We start from the raw sequence: 16,219 nt of genomic DNA, 5'->3' as shown, positions 1-16,219 counted from the left end.
AGTCTCGACCGCGTGACAAGCCCTGCTGCCCCGACGGGTCCCCCACCGTCGCTGGTCGCGCGCACAGTCCCCCTCGACCTGTCCTCGGCGACCTCCCTTGCCTCCCTGCTGCCCTCCGACCACCCGGTGGCGTGGCTGCGGCGCGGGGACGGGCTCGTCGGCTGGGGCGAGGCCGCGGTGGTGCGCTCCAGCGGACCGACCCGCTTCTCCGACGCCGACAAGTGGTGGAGCGAGACCATCGCGCGCGCCGACGTCGTCGACGACGTCGGGGAGCCCGGCACCGGTCCGGTGTGCTTCGGGTCCTTCGCGTTCGACGACGTGCCCGGCGACTCGGTGCTCGTCGCCCCGCGGGTGGTCGTCGGCCGTCGCGGCGACCGCGCGTGGCTCACCACGATCTCCACGACGGGCGCATCCGTGGCCGTCCCCGCCGTCGGGCCGGCCGAGCCGCCGCCCCTGCCGCCGATCGCCGTCTCCTTCGCCGACGGTGCGCTCAACGGCGAGGAATGGATGTCGGTCGTCGCCGACGCGGTCGCCCGGATCAACGCCGGCGACCTCGAGAAGGTGGTGCTCGCCCGCGACCTGGTCGTGCGCGCGGACGGGCCGATCGACGTGCGTTGGCCGGTGCACCGCCTGACCGAGTCCTACCCCATGTGCTGGACCTTCCACGTCGACGGCATGTTCGGCGCCACCCCGGAGATGCTGGTGCGCCGCGAGCGCGGCCTGGTCACCTCCCGGGTCCTGGCCGGCACCATCCGGCGTACCGGCGACGACGAGCGCGACCTCGCGCTCGCCGCCACCTTGGCCCGGTCCTCGAAGGACCTCGAGGAGCACGAGTACGCCGTCCGCTCGGTCGCCGACGCGCTGGAGCCGCACTGCTCGTCCATGAACGTCCCGGAGGCGCCGTTCGTGCTGCACCTGCCGAACGTCATGCACCTGGCCACCGACGTCAACGGCGTGGTGCACGACGCCGCGACCGTCTCGTCGCTGCAGCTCGCGGAGTCCTTGCACCCCTCGGCGGCGGTGGGCGGCACGCCGACGAGCGTCGCGACCGACCTCATCGGTGAGATCGAGGGCATGGCCCGCGGGCGCTACGCCGGCCCGGTGGGTTGGATGGACGCCAACGGCGACGGCGAGTGGGGCATCGCCCTGCGCTCCGCCGAGGTCGTCGGCGACACCGTCCGGCTCTTCGCCGGCTGCGGCATCGTCGCCGACTCCGACCCCGCCGCCGAGCTCGCCGAGGCCCAGGCCAAGTTCGTGCCCGTCCGCGACGCGCTCGCCGGGGGCTGACGGACGATTCCCGGCTCCCCTCGGGACGGCGCTACAGGTCGGCGCCGTCGGCGAGCCGGAGGAACTCCTGGCTGTCGCCGAGCAGGTTGCCCATGTGCTGCTCGACCATCCCGAGGCCGACCTCGGAGTAGACCCGGTCGTGGATGGCCAGGCTGCGCGGGGCGCCGACGGCGCGGACGAAGTCGACGGCCTCGCTCAGCTTGAGCCACGGCGCGGAGGCCGGGGCCAGCAGCAGGTCGACGGCGCCGTCGGGCACGGTCAGGGCGTCGCCGGGGTGGTAGACGGTCGCCTCGCCCACGCTCAGCAGGTAGCCGCTGTTGTGGATGCGCGGGTAGTCCTCGTGGATCACCGCGTGCAGCTCCCCCACGGCGCGCACCGGCAGCCCGGCGTCGAAGACCTCTCCGGGCGCGACGACCGTCAGCCGCTCGGCCAGGTCCGGGGCGTCCTCGCGCAGCCGCGCCGCGACCGCCTCGATCGTGAAGACGGGTGCGTCGCTGGCCCGCAGGTGGTCGGGGAAGTAGTGGTCGGGGTGCTCGTGGGTGATGAGGATGGCGCTCGCCCCGTCGACGGCCTCGGCGTCGGTGAACACGCCGGGGTCCAGCACGACGACCTCGCCCTCGTGCTCGATCCGCACACAGGCATGTCCGAACTTCGTGATCCGCATGGTCCGACCCTATCTAGGCTGGGTCTCGTGCCCTTGCCCTCCGACGTCGTCGTCCGCCCCGCCACCCCGTCCGACGCGGAGGCCCTCGCTCACCTGCATCTCGACGTCTGGGACGACGCCTACACCGGCCTCATGCCGCAGCCGATCCTCGACGAGCGGCGTACGACGGTCGACGAGCGGGTGGCCCGGTGGCGCGCGATCCTCGAGGAGGGCGGGCCCACACCCACGCTGCTCGCCGTCGGGCCCGACGGGCTGATCGGCTTCGTCTCCGCCGGACCGGGCCGCGACAACGACGTGGACATCGAGCTCGAGCTGAAGGCGCTGTACGTGCGCAAGGAGTGGTGGGGCACCGGCGTCGGGTACGTGCTGTTCGAGGAGGCGGTCGGCGACCGAGCGGCGTACCTGTGGGTGCTCGCCGGCAACACCCGGGCCATCGCCTTCTACGAGCGGCAGGGCTTCCGCCTCGATGGGACCGAGGACGAGCACGACGAGGGGCGGCACGTGCGGATGGTCCGCGCGGGCACCTGATCTACGCGGTGAGGTGGTGCACGTAGCACCACCGCCAGTCCTCGCCGGGCTCGGCGGACTGCATCACCGGGTGAGAGGTCTCATGGAAGTGCTCGGTGGCGTGCTGCCCGGGAGAGGAGTCGCAGCAGCCGACCGTGCCGCAGGTGAGGCACTGGCGCAGGGCCACCCACCGGGTGCCGTCCTGCAGGCAGCGCGCGCACTGGGGGTCGGCCGGGGTCGGCACCACCGACGTCGACCGCAGGTGCTCGCACTGCTCGCCCATACGGCGCCCCGCCGTGGCGCGGATGTTCTCCCGCTCCTGAGTGGCGTTGTCGAGCATCGACTCCTCGACGTCGAGCAGCGCGAGCACGTCGGCGACGACGTCGGAGGCGACCGTGCCGGAGGAGCGGATCTCCAGGACCCGGCGGCGCTCCGCCTCGATCATGTCGAGGCGGATGCGCGCGTACAGGTCGCTCGGGCTCTCCTGGTCTGCGGTGGTGCCGAGCCGCTCCCACGCCGCGAAGTTGCGCTGGTCGATGCGCTGGCGGATGAGATCCACGACGTGGTGCGGGTCGTCGTACTCCATCTTCTGGAGCTGCTCGAAGCCCGCCTTGGAGGCCTGCTGGAGCAGGGTGGCCCGGGCGAGCGCGTCGTCGGTCGGGTCCGGCGCGGGCACCTCGAGCCACCGGGCCAGCCAGGGCAGCGAGAGCCCCTGGATGAACAGCGTGCCGGCCACGACGGTGAACGCGATGAGCAGCAGGACCTCGCGGTGCTCGGCCTCTGCAGGGATGAGGAACGCCGCGGCCAGGGTGACGACACCGCGCATGCCGGCCCAGCCGAGGACGACCGTGAACGACCAGGGCGGCACCCTGCCGGTGACCAGGTCCGGCCCGGGCCGGACCAGGAGGTAGCGGGTGACGAAGACCCACACCATGCGCAGGACGATGACCCCGACCAGGGTCGCGGCGCACACCGCCACGATCCGCTCCGTCGACAGGTCACTGCGCCCCACGTCGCGCAGGAGCCACTCCGCCTGCAGGCCGATCAGCAGGAACACCGCGTTCTCGAGGAGGAACGCGATCGTGCGCCAGTTGACGCGCTCGGCGATGCGCGACTGGGCGGTCTGCACGATCGGCGCCTTGTGACCGAGCAGGAGACCCGCGACGACCACCGCGATCACGCCGGAGGCGTGGACCCGCTCCGAGGCCACGAACGCCGCGAACGGCACCACCAGGGAGATCGCGGTGTCCAGGATCGGGTCGGTGATCTGCTTGCGCAGGCCGGCGACGACCAGGAAGAAGCCGACCCCGATGGCGACGCCACCGCCGGCGGCCACGGCGAAGTCGGCGGCCACCCCCCAGGTGCTGATGCCCTCGCCGTGGGCGGAAGCCCCGAGGCCGCCGGCCGCGAGCGCCGTGCGCAGAGCCACGAGCGCGGTGGCGTCGTTGAGCAGGGACTCGCCCTCCAGGACGGTGACGATGCGCCGCGGCAGCCCGATCCGGCGAGCGATCGCGGTGGCCGCCACCGCGTCGGGCGGCGCGACGACGGCGCCGATGGCGAACGCCGCGGGCCACCCGATGCCCGGGATCAGTGAGTGCACCACCGCTGCGATGCCGGCCGTCGTGAACACCACCAGGCCCACCGACAGCAGGAGGATCGTGCGGCGGTTGGCGTTGAAGTCGACCAGGGACGTCTGGATGGCGGTGGCGTAGAGCAGCGGCGGCAGCAGCCCCAGGAGGACCACCTCGGCCCCCAGGTGGACCTCCGGCATGCCGGGCACGTACGACGCCGCGACGCCGACGGCGATCAGGACCAGCGGCGGCGGCAGGTCGACCCGCTCGGACAGGGGCGTGACCGCCAGCACCGTCACGGCGAGGGCGACCAGGAAGAAGGCGATCTCCATGGTCAGCGGTCCGCGTGCGTCGGGTCGGTCGGGCGCCGGCCCAGGCCCTCGAGCTCCTGGATCAGCGATCGGGCGTCGTGCGGGCCGAGGACCCGCAGGTCGCCGACGAAGAAGGTGGGAGTGCCCCGGACCCCGCTGGCGTCCGCGCTGGTCACGTCGCGGCGGATGTGCTCGGCCAGCCGCTCCGACTCCAGGTCACGCACGAACCGCTCGACGTCGAGGCCCAGGTCGGCGGCGTAGCCGATCAGGTCCTGGAGCTCGAGCTCGTCCTGCCGCCGGAAGAGCAGGTCGTGCATGTCCCAGTAACGGCCCTGGGCGCCCGCCGCCTCGGCGGCCATGGCCGCCAACTCGGCGTGGGGGTGCACGGCCAGGGGCAGGTGGCGGGCGACGTAGCGCAGCCGGTCGCCGAAGTGCCGGCGCACCTCCTCGGCCGCCCCGGTGGCCTTGGCGCAGAACGAGCACTCGAAGTCGAGGTACTCCACCAGTGTGAGGTCGGCGTCCACGGGGCCGCGGATGTGATCGTGGCCGGGGTCGACGGGGTCGCTCAGGACGCGGGGCAGCGCGGCGTCGTGCTGCCCGAGGAACCGCGCGGCGAAGCGGAAGAGCAGCCAGCCTGCGGCGCTCGCGAGTACTGCCGCCAGCAGCACGCCCACCGTCGCCTGGGCCCGCAGCGCCTCGGTGTCGAGCGCGAGACCGACGATCAGCAACGAGACGGTGAACCCGATCCCCGACAGCGCGCCACCCGCGATGACGTGACCGGTGCCCACCCCCTGGGGCAGCCGCCCGAGCCCGAGCCGCACCGACCCGAGGGCCCCCAGGCCGATGCCGACGGTCTTGCCGACGACGAGGCCGACGACGACGCCCCACGTCAGCGAGGACCGCAGCGCGTCGCCAAGGACGCCGTCGCGGAGATCGACCCCGGCGTTGGCGAGCGCGAAGACCGGGACGACGACGTAGCTGGTGAAGCCGTGCAGGCCCTCCTGCAGCCGCTCGTTGACCGAGATCACCCGGGTCAGGCCCTGGCGCGCCAGGCGCTGCACCTCGGGCATCGGCGACTGCCGGAAGGCGCGGAACTGCGACGCGGCGGTGTCGACCAGCCCGCGCGAGGGCTCAAGGGCGGGAATCAGCAGGCCGGCCAGCATGCCGGCGATGGAGGCGTGCAGCCCGGACTCGAGGGTGGCCAGCCACAGCACGAGTACCACGACGACGTACGGTGCGGCGCGCCACTCACCGACGCGCGCGAGCACCGCGAGCAGGACCAGGCAGACCGCCGCCACCGTGAGCGGCACCGTGTCGAGGGACTCGGAGTAGACCAGGCCGATCACGCTGACGGCCACGATGTCGTCGATGACGGTCAGCGTCAGCAGGAAGATCCGGAGCTGGGTCGAGACCGCCGGACCCACCAGGGCGAGGACCCCGAGCAGGAATGCCGTGTCGGTCCCGATCACGATGCCCCAGCCTCGGGCGGCCTCGCCGGAGGGGTTCAGCGCAAGGAAGAGCGCGGCGGGGACCAGCATGCCGATGACGCCGGCCACGAGCGGCACGGTCACGCGACGACGGTCGGTGAGCTCGCCGAGCGAGAGCTCGCGGCGCACCTCGAGGCCGATGACGAAGAAGAAGACCACCATGAGGCCGTCGTTGACCCAGTGGTGCAGGTCCATGGAGATCCCGCTGGACCCGAAGGCCACCGACACCGTCTTGTGCCAGAGCCCCTCGTAGGAGCCCGACCACGGCGAGTTGGCCCAGACCAGGGCGACGAGGGCAGCGACCACGAGGATCCCGGCGCTGCCCGACTCGGTGCGGATGAAGGCCCGCAACGGGTGAGCGACCTGACGCTCCTCCTCCAAGTCCCCGTCGCTGCAGGGAGTCTGCGAGGCGACCACGCCGCCAGCCTATCGGCACCCACGTGCGCCGCCGAGGGCTCAGAGTGCGTCGGCCACGGCCTCGTAGGCGACGACGAAGTCCTGGAACGGCAGCATCTCCACGATCCGGGCCGCCTTGGCGCCCGTAGGCGCGCCCGGCACCTCCGCCAGCATCGCCACGAACTGCGCGTCCAGCCGCAGCAGCCGGTCCACCAACGGCTGTACGGCGCTCAGGTCCAGGCCCCGGACCGCCGCGTCGAACTCGGCGATCGCCCCGCCCAGCCCCTGGGCGGCCTTCACGACCGCGGCGTGGTCGTCGGCCCCGAGCGCGGTCGAGTACGCCGACGTGAAGTGGTCGACGTCCGCCTCCAGCTGCTCGAGCGCGGCTCGATAGGCCGCGATGTCCTGCGCCGGCGCACTCGGCGAGGCCTTGGGCGCACTCAGCGCCGCCGCCGCGCCCGACGCCGGGTTCGGCCCGGCGCCGCCGTCGTCGCCCCCCGCGCCGCCGCAGCCGGCGAGCAGGAGCAGGGCCACCGCCGTGACGGCCGGCCGAGTCAGACGAGTGGGCATGGAGGGCACCAGATCCTGGACGAGCGGCTGGGAAACCCGAGAGCGTCCAGAGTAGCGAGGGCGGGCGCTCTGCGGCAGGGGGCCCAGGAGGAGACCGGAAGCACCCTCAGGCGGTGAGTGCTCGGATCCGGGCGTCGAGGTCGCGGCGGTTGTCGCGTCGCACGCGCACCTCGACCACCTCGATCCCGCCGTTCGGCGAGGCCAGGGCCTGCTCGAGCTCCGGCAGGCTCTCGACGCGCAGGAACGGCGTGCGGCTGGCGGCGCACAGGGCCGCGAGGTCGACGCCGTGCGGGGTGCCGAACAGCCGCTCGAAGCCGGCCGCGTGCTCCGGCGCGCCCTGCTCGAGCATCGAGAAGATCGACCCACCGTCGTCGTTGACGACCACGATCGTCAGGTCCGGGCGGGGCTCCTGGGGGCCGAGGACCAGCCCGTTGCTGTCGTGCAGGAATGTCACGTCGCCCATCAGCGCGAAGGTCGGGGCGTCGGAGTCGCGGCCCAGCGCCGCGCCGATCGCCGTCGACACCACACCGTCGATGCCCGACAGGCCGCGGTTGGCGATCGTCTTGCGCCGGCTGCCGACCGGGTAGGGGCGCACCATCAGGTCCAGGTCGCGGATCGGGCTCGACGCACCCACGACGAGCTGCCCTCCGGGCGGCAGCGCCCGGCTGACCGCCCCCGCCACCTCGTACGGCGTGAGGTCCGGCTCGGCGGCCAGCAGGGCGTCGAGGCGGCGGGACACGTCGCGGTCGGCGGCCCGCCACTCCTCGAGCCAGCCCGTGCCGTCCTGGCCGGGGACCGTGAACGCGGCGGCGGTGTGCGCCACCTCGTAGGGCCGCTCGGCCCAGACCCCCCGCGCCGGGACCGAGCACACCTCGACGTCCTGGCGGCCCAGGAGCCGGCTTACCGGGCGCGAGAGGGTGGGGCGCCCGAAGACGACGACCCGCTCGATGCGGCGCCCGAGCTCGGTGCCGAGCAGCAGCCGGTAGCAGCGCAGGGCGTGCTCGCCGGTGCGGGAGCCGCTGGTCGGCTCGGCCAGCAGCGGCCAGCCGGCCGCCTCGGCGAGCTGGCGGGCCGCCTGCGCCGCGTCGTCCCCGGCCACCACCACGGTGCGGGGACCGAGCGGCAGCGCGCTCGCCTCGGCGCCGGTCCGGGAGATCTGCCACCCGGGGCTCGCCGGGCCCCAGGCGTCGTCGTCGGGGACGAGCGGGTCGTCGAGCTGGACGTTGAGGTGGGTGGGCCCGGCCTCGTGGAGCACGACGTCGCCCGCGGCCGTGACGTCGAGCGTCGACACCAGGCGCCCGAAGACCCCGACCTGGTCGGTCGTCTGGTTGGCGTCGGTGCCGCGCAGGCGGGCCGGCCGGTCGGCCGTGACGACCACCAGAGGCAGCCCCGCGTGGGCCGCCTCCAGCACGGCGGGATGCAGGTTCGCGACGGCGGTGCCCGAGGTGCAGATCACGGCTGCGCGCGCGTGGCTGCGGGTCAGGCCGACGGCCAGGAAGCCGGCGCTGCGCTCGTCGATGCGGGTGTGCAGCCGCACCATCTCCCCGTCGGCCGCGGCGAGTGCGGCGAACGACAGCGGCGCGTTGCGCGAGCCGGGCGCCACGACGATCTCGGTGACCCCCGCGTCCAGCAAGGCGGTGAGGACGCCGCGGGCGAGCTCGGTCGACGGGTTGGTCACGAGCGACGATCCTGCCGCAGCGCCCGGACCTCGGCCAGCCGGGCCTCCCAGTGCGCCACCCGGTCCGGCGCAGCGGCGACGGCCGCCAGCAGCGCCTCGTCCACGGGCGGCACCCCGACCCGGAGCGCACCCTCGACCGGCAGCAGCGAGTCGTCCACCACGTCGCGCGTGAACATCTGCACGGTCGCGAGCCCGCAGGCGTAGGGCAGCTCGGGCAGCGCGGCAGCGAGCGCCACGCCCGCGGCGATGCCGACCGAGGTCTCCAGGGCGGACGACACCACGACGGGCAGCCCGATGTCCTCGGCGATCCGCAGGCAGGCGCGCACCCCGCCGAGCGGCTGCACCTTGAGCACGGCGATGTCCGCGGCCTCGAGGTCGCGCACGCGGTAGGGGTCGGCGGCCCGACGGATCGACTCGTCGGCAGCGACGGGCACGCCCACGCGGCGGCGCACGGCGGCCAGGTCCTCGACGCTCGCGACCGGCTGCTCGACGTACTCCAGCCCACCCGCGGCGCGGTCCAGCGCGGCGACCGCGGCGACCGCGTCGTCGACCGACCAGCCGCCGTTGGCGTCGACGCGCACGGCGCCCCCGGCTCCCAGGGCGTCGCGCACCGCCTCGACCCGTGCCTGGTCGTCGCCCAGGGACTGGCCCGGCTCGGCGACCTTCACCTTCGCGGTCGCGCACCCGCCGGCGCGCACGATCGCGTGGGCCTGCTCGGGCCCGACGGCCGGGACGGTCACGTTGACCGGGACCCGGTCGCGCACGGGCGCCGGCCAGTCTCCCGCCGCGGCCTCCTCGGCGCAGCGCAGCCACGGCTCGGCCACCTCGGCGTCGTACTCCAGGAACGGGCTCCACTCCCCCCACCCGGCGGCGCCGCGCAGCAGCAGCCCCTCCCGGAGGGTGATCCCGCGGAAGCGGGTCCGCATCGGGATGCTGAAGACCTCGACGGCGCTCATGCGAGGTCCTGCAGCGTCAGCCGGTCGGGCTTGCCGTTGGCCAGCAGCGGCAGCGCGTCGAGGACGACGAGCTGGCGCGGCGCCCACGAGCGCGGGTGCCGCTCGGCCACGAAGTCGCGCGCCTCCTGCAGCGACAGGGAGCCGGCCACGAAGGCCACCACCCGGGTCCCCCACTCGTCGTCGGGGACGCCGAGCACCTCGGCCGCGGCGACGTCGGGGTGCTCGCGCAGGCGCGCGGCGACCGCGGCCGCAGGCACGTTGACGCCGCCGCTGATCAGCATGTCGTCGAGCCGGCCGAGCACCTGCAGGCGCCCGTCCTCATCGAGGCGGCCGGCGTCGTTGGTGAGGTACCAGCCGGCGACGAGCGTCTGCTCGGTCAGCTCGGGGTCGCCCTCGTAGCCGTCGAAGAGCGTGGGCCCGCCGATCCGGATCCGGCCGCCCTCGCCGAGCGCCACCGCCACGCCGTCCAGGGGCAGCCCGTCGTACACGCAGCCGCCGGCGGTCTCCGCGGCACCGTAGGTCGCGACCAGGTGCACGCCCTCGCCCTCGGCCCGACGGCGCAGTGCCGGGTCGATCGGGCCGCCGCCCAGCAGGACCGTGTGGCAGGTGCGCAGCGCGGCGACCTGGTCGGGATCCTCCAGCGCCCGGTGCAGCTGGGTGGGCACCATCGAGGTGAACCACGTCCCCTCGCGCGGCCAGTCTGCGCCGACCACCGGCTCGAAACCGGCGACGAGCGAGCGGCAGACGACCTGGAGCCCCGCGACGTACGTCGGCGGCAGGGTCAGCACCCAGCGGCCGGTGGCGCCCACGCGGCGCGCGCTCGCGTCGACGGAGGCCAGCACCGCGCGCCGCGACAGCAGCACCCGCTTGGGGCGCCCGGTCGACCCGGAGGTCTCGACGACCCAGGGATCCGGCTCGCCCGGAGCCTCCAGCCAGCGGCGGAGCGCGGCGAAGCCCGACTCACCGTTGTCCATGCGCACGACGGTAGTCGGATGTGATCCGGCACCCGCAGCCACGTCGGCCTCCCACTCCCGCCGCGCCGACCCGGCGCGCCCTGAGGTTGAATCACTGCTCGTGGCAACTCCCGCTCAGTGGCTCGCCGGCGCGCGGCCCCGCACCCTCCCCGCTGCCGTCTCGCCCGTCCTCGCCGGCACCGGCGTGGCGGCGTACGACGACGCGCTGGTGTGGTGGAAGGCGCTGCTCGCCCTGGTGGTGAGCCTCGCACTGCAGGTCGCGGTCAACTACGCCAACGACTACTCCGACGGCATCCGCGGCACCGACGACGAGCGGGTTGGCCCGATGCGGCTGGTCGGCTCCGGCGCGGCCTCCCCGGGCGCCGTGAAGCGTGCCGCCTTCCTCGCCTTCGGCGTGGCCGGTGCCGCCGGTCTGGCGCTCGCCGCGACCACCGCCTGGTGGCTGCTCGCCGTGGGCGCCGTCGCGGTCATGGCCGCCTGGTACTACACCGGCGGCAAGACCCCCTACGGCTACCTCGGCCTCGGCGAGGTCATGGTGTTCGTGTTCTTCGGGCTGGTCGCCGTGGTCGGGACGACGTACGTCCAGACCGAGAGGTGGCACTGGGCCGCGCTGTACGCCGGCGTGGGCGTGGGCGCACTCGCGTGCGCGATCCTGGTCGTCAACAACCTGCGCGATATCCCGAGCGACACCGTGGCCGGCAAGCGCACGCTCGCCGTACGTCTCGGTGCGGCCCGCACTCGCGGCCTCTTCGCGCTGCTCGTCCTCGCCGCCGCGGCCGCCGTCGTGGCCGTCGCCGCCGCCACCACCTGGTGGGCCCTGGTCGGCCTGGCCTTCCTGCCCATCGTGCTGCCCGCCCTACGCACCGTCCTCGCCGGCGCCGAGGGCCCCGCCCTCATCCCCGCCATCCAGCAGGTCGGCCTCTCCGAGCTCCTCTGGGCCGCCCTCGTCGCCGCCGCGCTCGTCGTGGGTGGGTAGCGGCTGAGCAGGGTTATCAGCAGATGCTGATAACCCTGTCCTTCTGGGCGGTTATTTCGCCCCAGAAGGACAGGGATCTCCCCAGAAGCTCCGCGTGCCTGCTGGCGCGTCGAGCAGTGATGGGCAGCCGGCGCCGGGTGCGGCGTACGCTTCAGGCATGTGGTTCCTGATCCTGGTCGCCCTGATCGTCGTCGGCGTCGTGGCCTACCGGATGCGCGTGCCGCTGCTGGCGCGGATCCTGGGCCAGTCCGAGGGCCGGGTCAACCGGCAGCTCAACCGCCGCAAGCGCTGACCGCTCGCCCGACCTAGGGCTGGTCGGAGGAGGGCAGGTCGTCGGCGTCCTCCTTGGTACGCATCTCCTCGAACCGCGCACTGGCCACGTTGGCGCGCGTCTCGACCCGGCGGGCGAACGCCTCGCGCGGCACGCTGAGGAGGAAGTAAGACCCGACGCCGCTGATGATGAACGCCATGACGACGGCCCAGACGATCGGGACCTCGTCGGAGACCGCGAACCAGATGCCGAAGACCAAAGCGAACGATCCGAGGAACAGGGCGAGGCGCAGACCGGTGTAGACGAGGAATTCCTTCACGTCTCCAGGGTAGTTCGTGGCCCTGCGTGACCAGGCGGGGCCTACTCTTGAGGCGTGCTCAAGTTCCTGCTCGTCGTGGCGATCTTCGCTGTGGCGGTCTACCTCGTCACCCGGCTTGCCCAGCAACGCGGCGCAGGCACCCGGCCGACCCTGCCCCGTCGCCGGCCGCCGGCCGCGCCCCCTCGGGTGATCGGACCCGACGACGACGAGGACTTCCTGCGCGATCTCGACCGCAAGCGACGCCACCCGGAGGACCCGGACGCCTAACGGCACCGCAGCTTCTGGGCCTTTCCCTGACGTTCTGGGCCGTTATTTCCCCCCAGAACGTCAGGTTTTTCAGCATCTGCTGGTAAACCTGCCAGCCTCAGGGCCGCGCCACCACCGTGACGATCTCGGCGTACGAGTGCTGGCTGGTGGTGGAGAAGAAGTTGATCCCGATGAAGTTGAACCACAAGGTGGCGACGCCGACGAGGGCGAGGATCGCGGCGTTGCGGCCCTTCCAGCCCGCGGTGGAGCGGGCGTGCAGGTAGGCGGCGTAGACGACCCAGGTGATGAACGCCCAGACCTCCTTGGGGTCCCAGTTCCAGTACGACGACCACGCCTCGTGCGCCCAGATGGGACCGGTGATGAGGACCGCGAAGGTCCACACCGGGAACGCGAAGGCGTGGATCCGGTACGACACCCGGTCCAGCGTCGGCAGCGACGGCACCCGCGCGAGCGGACCGGAGGTGGCCTCGCCGCGCCGGTCCTTGACCAGGTACGCCGCCGACAGGATGCCGCCGAGCGTGAACGCGCCGGTGGCGATCACGGCCGAGACCACGTGGATCACCAGCCAGTAGGAGTTGAGCGCCTCGGTCAGCGGGGTGACCTCGCTGTGCAGCCAGATCACCGAGACCATCAGCGTGCTGAGGACGAACGCGGTCACGATCGGCGCCATCCAGGCCAGGGCGAAGCGGCGGTAGAGCACCAGGTACATCACCGTCACCACGAAGGTGCCGGACACCGTGAACTCGTACATGTTGCCCCACGGGACCCGGTTGGGGTCGGCCGCGAGGCCGCGGGCCAGCAGCGCCACGAAGTGCACGGCGCCGGCCAACCCGGTGAGCAGCAGCCCCAGGCGGCCGAACATGGCGACCCGGCGCTCCCGGTCCGCGGCGCGGTCCGGCCCGGTCTCGACGGCGACGGCGCCCTCGGACGCGGCACCTGCGGACGCGCGCGCCGGCGCGGGCTCGCGCAGCGACGCCCACTCCACCAGGTGCGCCAGCAGGGCCAGGAAGTAGACGATCCCGGCTACCGCGACGGCCTGGTCGCTGAGGTTCTCCCACGCTGCGTCGGTCATGTGTCGGCCTTCTCCTCGTCGTGCGGTACGGCGGTCTGCAGGTCCGCGACCAGCTCCTCGAGCACCGGGACCACGTCCCCGCCACCGGAGCGGTCGAGCGCCGCGACCTCCACCATCGTGACAGCCCCCTCGCGACGGGCGCGAACCCAGACCCGACGCGGTCGGATGAACAGCGACCCGAGCAGCCCGACCAGCGCGAGGACGACGCCGGCGAGCGCGACCTCCTTGCCCGGGCTCTGACTGAACTGGATGCGCGTCCAGGGCCGCACCTCGTCGAAGGTCACGGTCCCGAGCCCGTCGGGCAGGGTCGCGGTCTCACCGAGGCCGAGGTCGAGCCGCAGCGGCTTCCCCTCGTCGTTCAGGACCTGCTGGGCTGCGTCCTTGTCGAGGTCGTAGACCGACTGCGGCCCCGAGTCGAGACCCAGGTCCCCGGTGTAGACCTGCATCGAGATCAGCGGGTTGGCGTCGTTGGGGTAGATCGTCGCGGGGTTGCCGTCGATCAGCTGGAAGGTGGGGTAGAACAGCCCCTCCAGCCCGATCTGCCCGGTCGGCGAGTCGGGGACCTTGACCACGCCGAACGACAGGAACGACTGGTCCTGCGGCAGGAACGGCACCGGCCCGCTGAACACCTCCTCGCCGTTGCCGTCCTTGACGGTGATGACCGGCGCGTACCCGTGACCGATCAGGAAGACGTCGGTGTCGCCGACGCTGAGCGGGTGGTTGACCCGCAGGTCGTAGGTCTTCTCCTCGGCCGTCGGCGACTCGCGGTAGGTCAGCCCCGCCTTGAACGCGCGCGCCAGCACGCCGCGCCGAGGGGTGTTCTGCCACTCGACGTCGAAGTCGTCGAAGGTGAAGACGAACGGGTCCATCTGGTCGGCCGAGAAGAGCTGTCCGGGCTCGAAGTCGTCGTACTGGGTGAGGGTGTTGGTGAAGGTCGAGCCCTCGACGATGATCGCGCCGCCGCGGAAGCCGAACAGTGAGCCGGCTGCGAACGCGACCAGCACGACCACCACCGACAGGTGGAAGAGCAGGTTGCCGACCTCGCGGAGGTAGCCGCGCTCGGCGCTGACCGCATCGGTCCCCGGCTCGGCCGGCCGGAGCCGGTAGCCGCGCTTCTTCAGCGCCGCCCGCGCGCGGTCCAGCACCTGGTCGACCGGCGCGTGGGTGTCGTACGACGTGTGGTCGGGCAGCCGGGTCAGGTTGCGCGGCGCCGCGGGCGGAGCGGCCCGGATCGCGCGCAGGTAGACGAAGGTGCGCGGGATGATGCAGCCCACCAGGGAGATCATGAGCAGCAGGTAGATGGCCGAGAACCACGCGGAGTCGTAGACCGAGAACAGCTGGAGCCGCTCGTAGATGGGGGTGAGCGTCGGGTGCTCGTCCTGCCAGCGCGCCGTCTTCGAGGAGTCGACGCCCTCCTGCGGGATGATCGAGCCCGGCACCGCCGCGAGCGCCAGCAGCAGCAGCAGGATCAGCGCCGTCCGCATGGAGGTGAGCTGGCGCCACAGCCAACGGCCGAGCTCGCGGGGGGTGAGCTCGCCGGAGCGCCGCTCGGGCGCCTTGGGGGGCAGGGTCGTGGTCACACGCCCACCTCGAAGTCGCTGTAGAGCTCGCTCTGCACCCACGTGACCGCCGTGTCCCACCAGCCCGTCACGAGCAGGACGCCGACCGCGACCAGCATCAGCCCGCCGATGCGGGTCACCCAGGCCTGGTGGCGGCGTACGAACGCGATCGCGCCCAGCGCCCGGCTGTAGAGCAGCCCCACGACGACGAACGGGATCCCGAGCCCGAGCGCGTAGACGCCCGAGAGCAGCGCGCCCCGCCCGGCGGTGGCCTCGTTGAACGACAGCGCGCTGATGGCCCCGAGCGTCGGGCCGATGCACGGCGTCCAGCCGAGGCCGAACAGCACGCCGAGCAGCGGGGCCGCCGCCAGCCCGACGGCCGGCACCCGGTGGACGCGCCACTCGCGCTGCAGGAACGGCACCAGCCCGGCGAAGGCCAGGCCGAACAGGATGGTGAGGATGCCGAGGCCGATCGTGATCTCGTCCTGCCAGGTCCGCAGCCAGTAGCCGACCGACCCGATCGCCGTCCCGATCGCCACGAAGACGGCGGCGAACCCGAGCACGAACAGCACGGAGCCGAGCACCATCCGCCCGCGACGCGAGTCGCCCTCACCCGAGGCGAGGTCCGCGCCGGACAGGCCCGTGGCATAGGAGAGGTAGCCGGGCAGCAGCGGGATCACGCACGGCGAGAAGAAGGAGACCAGCCCGGCCACCAGGGCGACCGGCAGGGCGAGGGCGAGCGAGCCGCCGGCGGCCTGCTCCTGGAACCAGTCACCCATCGGCGGCCGCGGCTCCCTCGACCAGGGCCTCGAGCGTGGTGCGTGACGGGATGGGCCCGCTGACGAGCGACGCCACGCGGCCCTCGCGGTCCAGGACGACCGTGCTGGGCATCGAGCGCGGGAAGTAGCGAGTGCCGAAGGCGAGCAGGGTCTCGCTGCCGGGGTCGTGGATGGAGGGGTAGGTGACGCCGTACTTGGTCTCGAAGGTCCGCGCCTCCGCCTCGCTGCTGTTGCGGATGTTGATGCCGACGAACGTCGCGTCCAGCTCCTCGGACGCCTCGACCAGCATCGGCATCTCGCTGCGACAGGGAGCGCACTGGGACCACCAGACGTTGACGACGACCACCTCGCCGCGCAGGTCGTCGAGGGCGAGCTCCTCACCGTCGAGCGTCGTCCCCGACAGCTCGATCGGCGACTCCCGCTCCTCGACGGCCACCTCGGCCACGTTGTTGCCCTTGGCTCCCGGCACGTAGTCGCCGTCACCGGTCCCCTGCAGTCCCGAGCAGCCGGCGGTCAGCCCCGCCGTCAGCAGGGTGACGAGGAGCGGTGCGGCGATGCGGCGAAGCGAGGACATG

At 73.1% G+C, this 16,219-nt stretch carries 17 protein-coding genes; 5 read left to right on the top strand and 12 right to left on the bottom strand.

The genetic code is table 11. From position 1 onward, the window contains the following. Positions 1 to 12 precede the first annotated feature (12 nt). A complete protein-coding gene (locus tag LRP67_RS05205; RefSeq protein ID WP_231269125.1) occupies positions 13 to 1,287 on the top strand; it encodes an isochorismate synthase MenF in 1,275 nt (424 codons plus the stop codon). A gap of 31 nt (positions 1,288 to 1,318) precedes the next feature. Here the strand turns inward: LRP67_RS05205 and LRP67_RS05200 are convergent, their stop codons facing one another. Next, a complete protein-coding gene (locus LRP67_RS05200) occupies positions 1,319 to 1,951 on the bottom strand; it encodes an MBL fold metallo-hydrolase (protein WP_231269124.1) in 633 nt (210 codons plus the stop codon). 27 nt (positions 1,952 to 1,978) lie between these two features. On the opposite strand from LRP67_RS05200, the gene LRP67_RS05195 reads away from it, so the two are divergent. Beyond that, positions 1,979 to 2,479 (top strand): GNAT family N-acetyltransferase, encoded by a 501-nt coding sequence (locus LRP67_RS05195; protein WP_231269123.1) that lies wholly within the window; start codon positions 1,979 to 1,981, stop codon positions 2,477 to 2,479. Position 2,480: 1 nt separating this feature from the next. Here the strand turns inward: LRP67_RS05195 and LRP67_RS05190 are convergent, their stop codons facing one another. The 6 genes from LRP67_RS05190 to LRP67_RS05165 all read right to left on the bottom strand — a co-directional run bounded on the left by LRP67_RS05190 (position 2,481) and on the right by LRP67_RS05165 (position 10,401). After that, entirely contained in the window at positions 2,481 to 4,361 is a 1,881-nt protein-coding gene (locus tag LRP67_RS05190) for a cation:proton antiporter (RefSeq protein ID WP_231269122.1), read from the bottom strand. A gap of 2 nt (positions 4,362 to 4,363) precedes the next feature. Further along, positions 4,364 to 6,244: a Na+/H+ antiporter NhaA gene (gene nhaA, locus LRP67_RS05185; RefSeq protein ID WP_231269121.1), complete on the bottom strand. Its 1,881-nt coding sequence runs from the start codon at positions 6,242 to 6,244 to the stop codon at positions 4,364 to 4,366. Between the two features lie 39 nt (positions 6,245 to 6,283). Further along, the gene (locus LRP67_RS05180; RefSeq protein ID WP_231269120.1) at positions 6,284 to 6,793 is read right to left on the bottom strand and encodes a hypothetical protein; all 510 of its coding nucleotides are present in this window, start codon (positions 6,791 to 6,793) and stop codon (positions 6,284 to 6,286) included. Positions 6,794 to 6,899: 106 nt separating this feature from the next. Next, positions 6,900 to 8,471, bottom strand: a complete 1,572-nt coding sequence (menD, locus tag LRP67_RS05175; protein ID WP_231269119.1) for a 2-succinyl-5-enolpyruvyl-6-hydroxy-3-cyclohexene-1-carboxylic-acid synthase — start codon at positions 8,469 to 8,471, stop codon at positions 6,900 to 6,902. Next, positions 8,468 to 9,427, bottom strand: a complete 960-nt coding sequence (locus LRP67_RS05170) for an o-succinylbenzoate synthase (RefSeq protein WP_231269118.1) — start codon at positions 9,425 to 9,427, stop codon at positions 8,468 to 8,470. The genes menD and LRP67_RS05170 overlap by 4 nt, the downstream gene beginning before the upstream one ends. Beyond that, the gene (locus tag LRP67_RS05165; RefSeq protein WP_231269117.1) at positions 9,424 to 10,401 is read right to left on the bottom strand and encodes an AMP-binding protein; all 978 of its coding nucleotides are present in this window, start codon (positions 10,399 to 10,401) and stop codon (positions 9,424 to 9,426) included. Before LRP67_RS05165 ends, LRP67_RS05170 begins: the two co-directional genes overlap by 4 nt. A gap of 100 nt (positions 10,402 to 10,501) precedes the next feature. Between LRP67_RS05165 and LRP67_RS05160 the strand changes: the two genes are divergently transcribed. Both LRP67_RS05160 and LRP67_RS21300 read left to right on the top strand, forming a co-directional pair. Beyond that, positions 10,502 to 11,377: a 1,4-dihydroxy-2-naphthoate polyprenyltransferase gene (locus tag LRP67_RS05160; protein WP_231269116.1), complete on the top strand. Its 876-nt coding sequence runs from the start codon at positions 10,502 to 10,504 to the stop codon at positions 11,375 to 11,377. A 157-nt stretch (positions 11,378 to 11,534) separates the two neighbouring features. After that, positions 11,535 to 11,669 carry a hypothetical protein gene (locus LRP67_RS21300; RefSeq protein ID WP_269211149.1) on the top strand — a complete coding sequence of 45 codons (135 nt, stop codon included), beginning with the start codon at positions 11,535 to 11,537 and terminating at the stop codon, positions 11,667 to 11,669. A 13-nt stretch (positions 11,670 to 11,682) separates the two neighbouring features. Here the strand turns inward: LRP67_RS21300 and LRP67_RS05155 are convergent, their stop codons facing one another. Continuing rightward, positions 11,683 to 11,967: a DUF4229 domain-containing protein gene (locus LRP67_RS05155; RefSeq protein ID WP_231269115.1), complete on the bottom strand. Its 285-nt coding sequence runs from the start codon at positions 11,965 to 11,967 to the stop codon at positions 11,683 to 11,685. A 54-nt stretch (positions 11,968 to 12,021) separates the two neighbouring features. Between LRP67_RS05155 and LRP67_RS05150 the strand changes: the two genes are divergently transcribed. After that, the gene (locus tag LRP67_RS05150) at positions 12,022 to 12,234 is read left to right on the top strand and encodes a hypothetical protein (protein WP_231241626.1); all 213 of its coding nucleotides are present in this window, start codon (positions 12,022 to 12,024) and stop codon (positions 12,232 to 12,234) included. A 97-nt stretch (positions 12,235 to 12,331) separates the two neighbouring features. Here the strand turns inward: LRP67_RS05150 and ccsB are convergent, their stop codons facing one another. The 4 genes from ccsB to LRP67_RS05130 are packed head-to-tail and all read right to left on the bottom strand — an operon-like array spanning position 12,332 to position 16,218. Next, positions 12,332 to 13,306, bottom strand: coding sequence for a c-type cytochrome biogenesis protein CcsB (gene ccsB, locus LRP67_RS05145; RefSeq protein WP_231269114.1), 975 nt, complete (start codon positions 13,304 to 13,306; stop codon positions 12,332 to 12,334). Next, positions 13,303 to 14,886 carry a cytochrome c biogenesis protein ResB gene (locus LRP67_RS05140; protein ID WP_231269113.1) on the bottom strand — a complete coding sequence of 528 codons (1,584 nt, stop codon included), beginning with the start codon at positions 14,884 to 14,886 and terminating at the stop codon, positions 13,303 to 13,305. The genes ccsB and LRP67_RS05140 overlap by 4 nt, the downstream gene beginning before the upstream one ends. Continuing rightward, entirely contained in the window at positions 14,883 to 15,644 is a 762-nt protein-coding gene (locus tag LRP67_RS05135) for a cytochrome c biogenesis CcdA family protein (protein WP_231269112.1), read from the bottom strand. Before LRP67_RS05135 ends, LRP67_RS05140 begins: the two co-directional genes overlap by 4 nt. After that, positions 15,637 to 16,218 (bottom strand): TlpA disulfide reductase family protein, encoded by a 582-nt coding sequence (locus tag LRP67_RS05130; RefSeq protein WP_231269111.1) that lies wholly within the window; start codon positions 16,216 to 16,218, stop codon positions 15,637 to 15,639. Before LRP67_RS05130 ends, LRP67_RS05135 begins: the two co-directional genes overlap by 8 nt. Position 16,219: the final 1 nt, after the last annotated feature.

Origin of the sequence: Nocardioides sp. cx-169 (assembly GCF_021083605.1) — a bacterium.
Lineage (GTDB): Bacteria > Actinomycetota > Actinomycetes > Propionibacteriales > Nocardioidaceae > Nocardioides.
Note: the sequence above shows the minus strand (reverse complement) of the source record. Positions and strands in the feature narration are given on the sequence as shown.

Coding starts and splice junctions, on each gene's coding strand:
- LRP67_RS05200 (WP_231269124.1), bottom strand. CDS start 1,951: ATGCGGATCACGAAGTTCGGACATGCCTGTGTGCGGATCGAGCACGAG.
- LRP67_RS05190 (WP_231269122.1), bottom strand. CDS start 4,361: ATGGAGATCGCCTTCTTCCTGGTCGCCCTCGCCGTGACGGTGCTGGCG.
- LRP67_RS05180 (WP_231269120.1), bottom strand. CDS start 6,793: ATGCCCACTCGTCTGACTCGGCCGGCCGTCACGGCGGTGGCCCTGCTC.
- LRP67_RS05170 (WP_231269118.1), bottom strand. CDS start 9,427: ATGAGCGCCGTCGAGGTCTTCAGCATCCCGATGCGGACCCGCTTCCGC.
- LRP67_RS05165 (WP_231269117.1), bottom strand. CDS start 10,401: ATGGACAACGGTGAGTCGGGCTTCGCCGCGCTCCGCCGCTGGCTGGAG.
- LRP67_RS21300 (WP_269211149.1), top strand. CDS start 11,535: ATGTGGTTCCTGATCCTGGTCGCCCTGATCGTCGTCGGCGTCGTGGCC.
- ccsB (WP_231269114.1), bottom strand. CDS start 13,306: ATGACCGACGCAGCGTGGGAGAACCTCAGCGACCAGGCCGTCGCGGTA.
- LRP67_RS05135 (WP_231269112.1), bottom strand. CDS start 15,644: ATGGGTGACTGGTTCCAGGAGCAGGCCGCCGGCGGCTCGCTCGCCCTC.
- LRP67_RS05130 (WP_231269111.1), bottom strand. CDS start 16,218: ATGTCCTCGCTTCGCCGCATCGCCGCACCGCTCCTCGTCACCCTGCTG.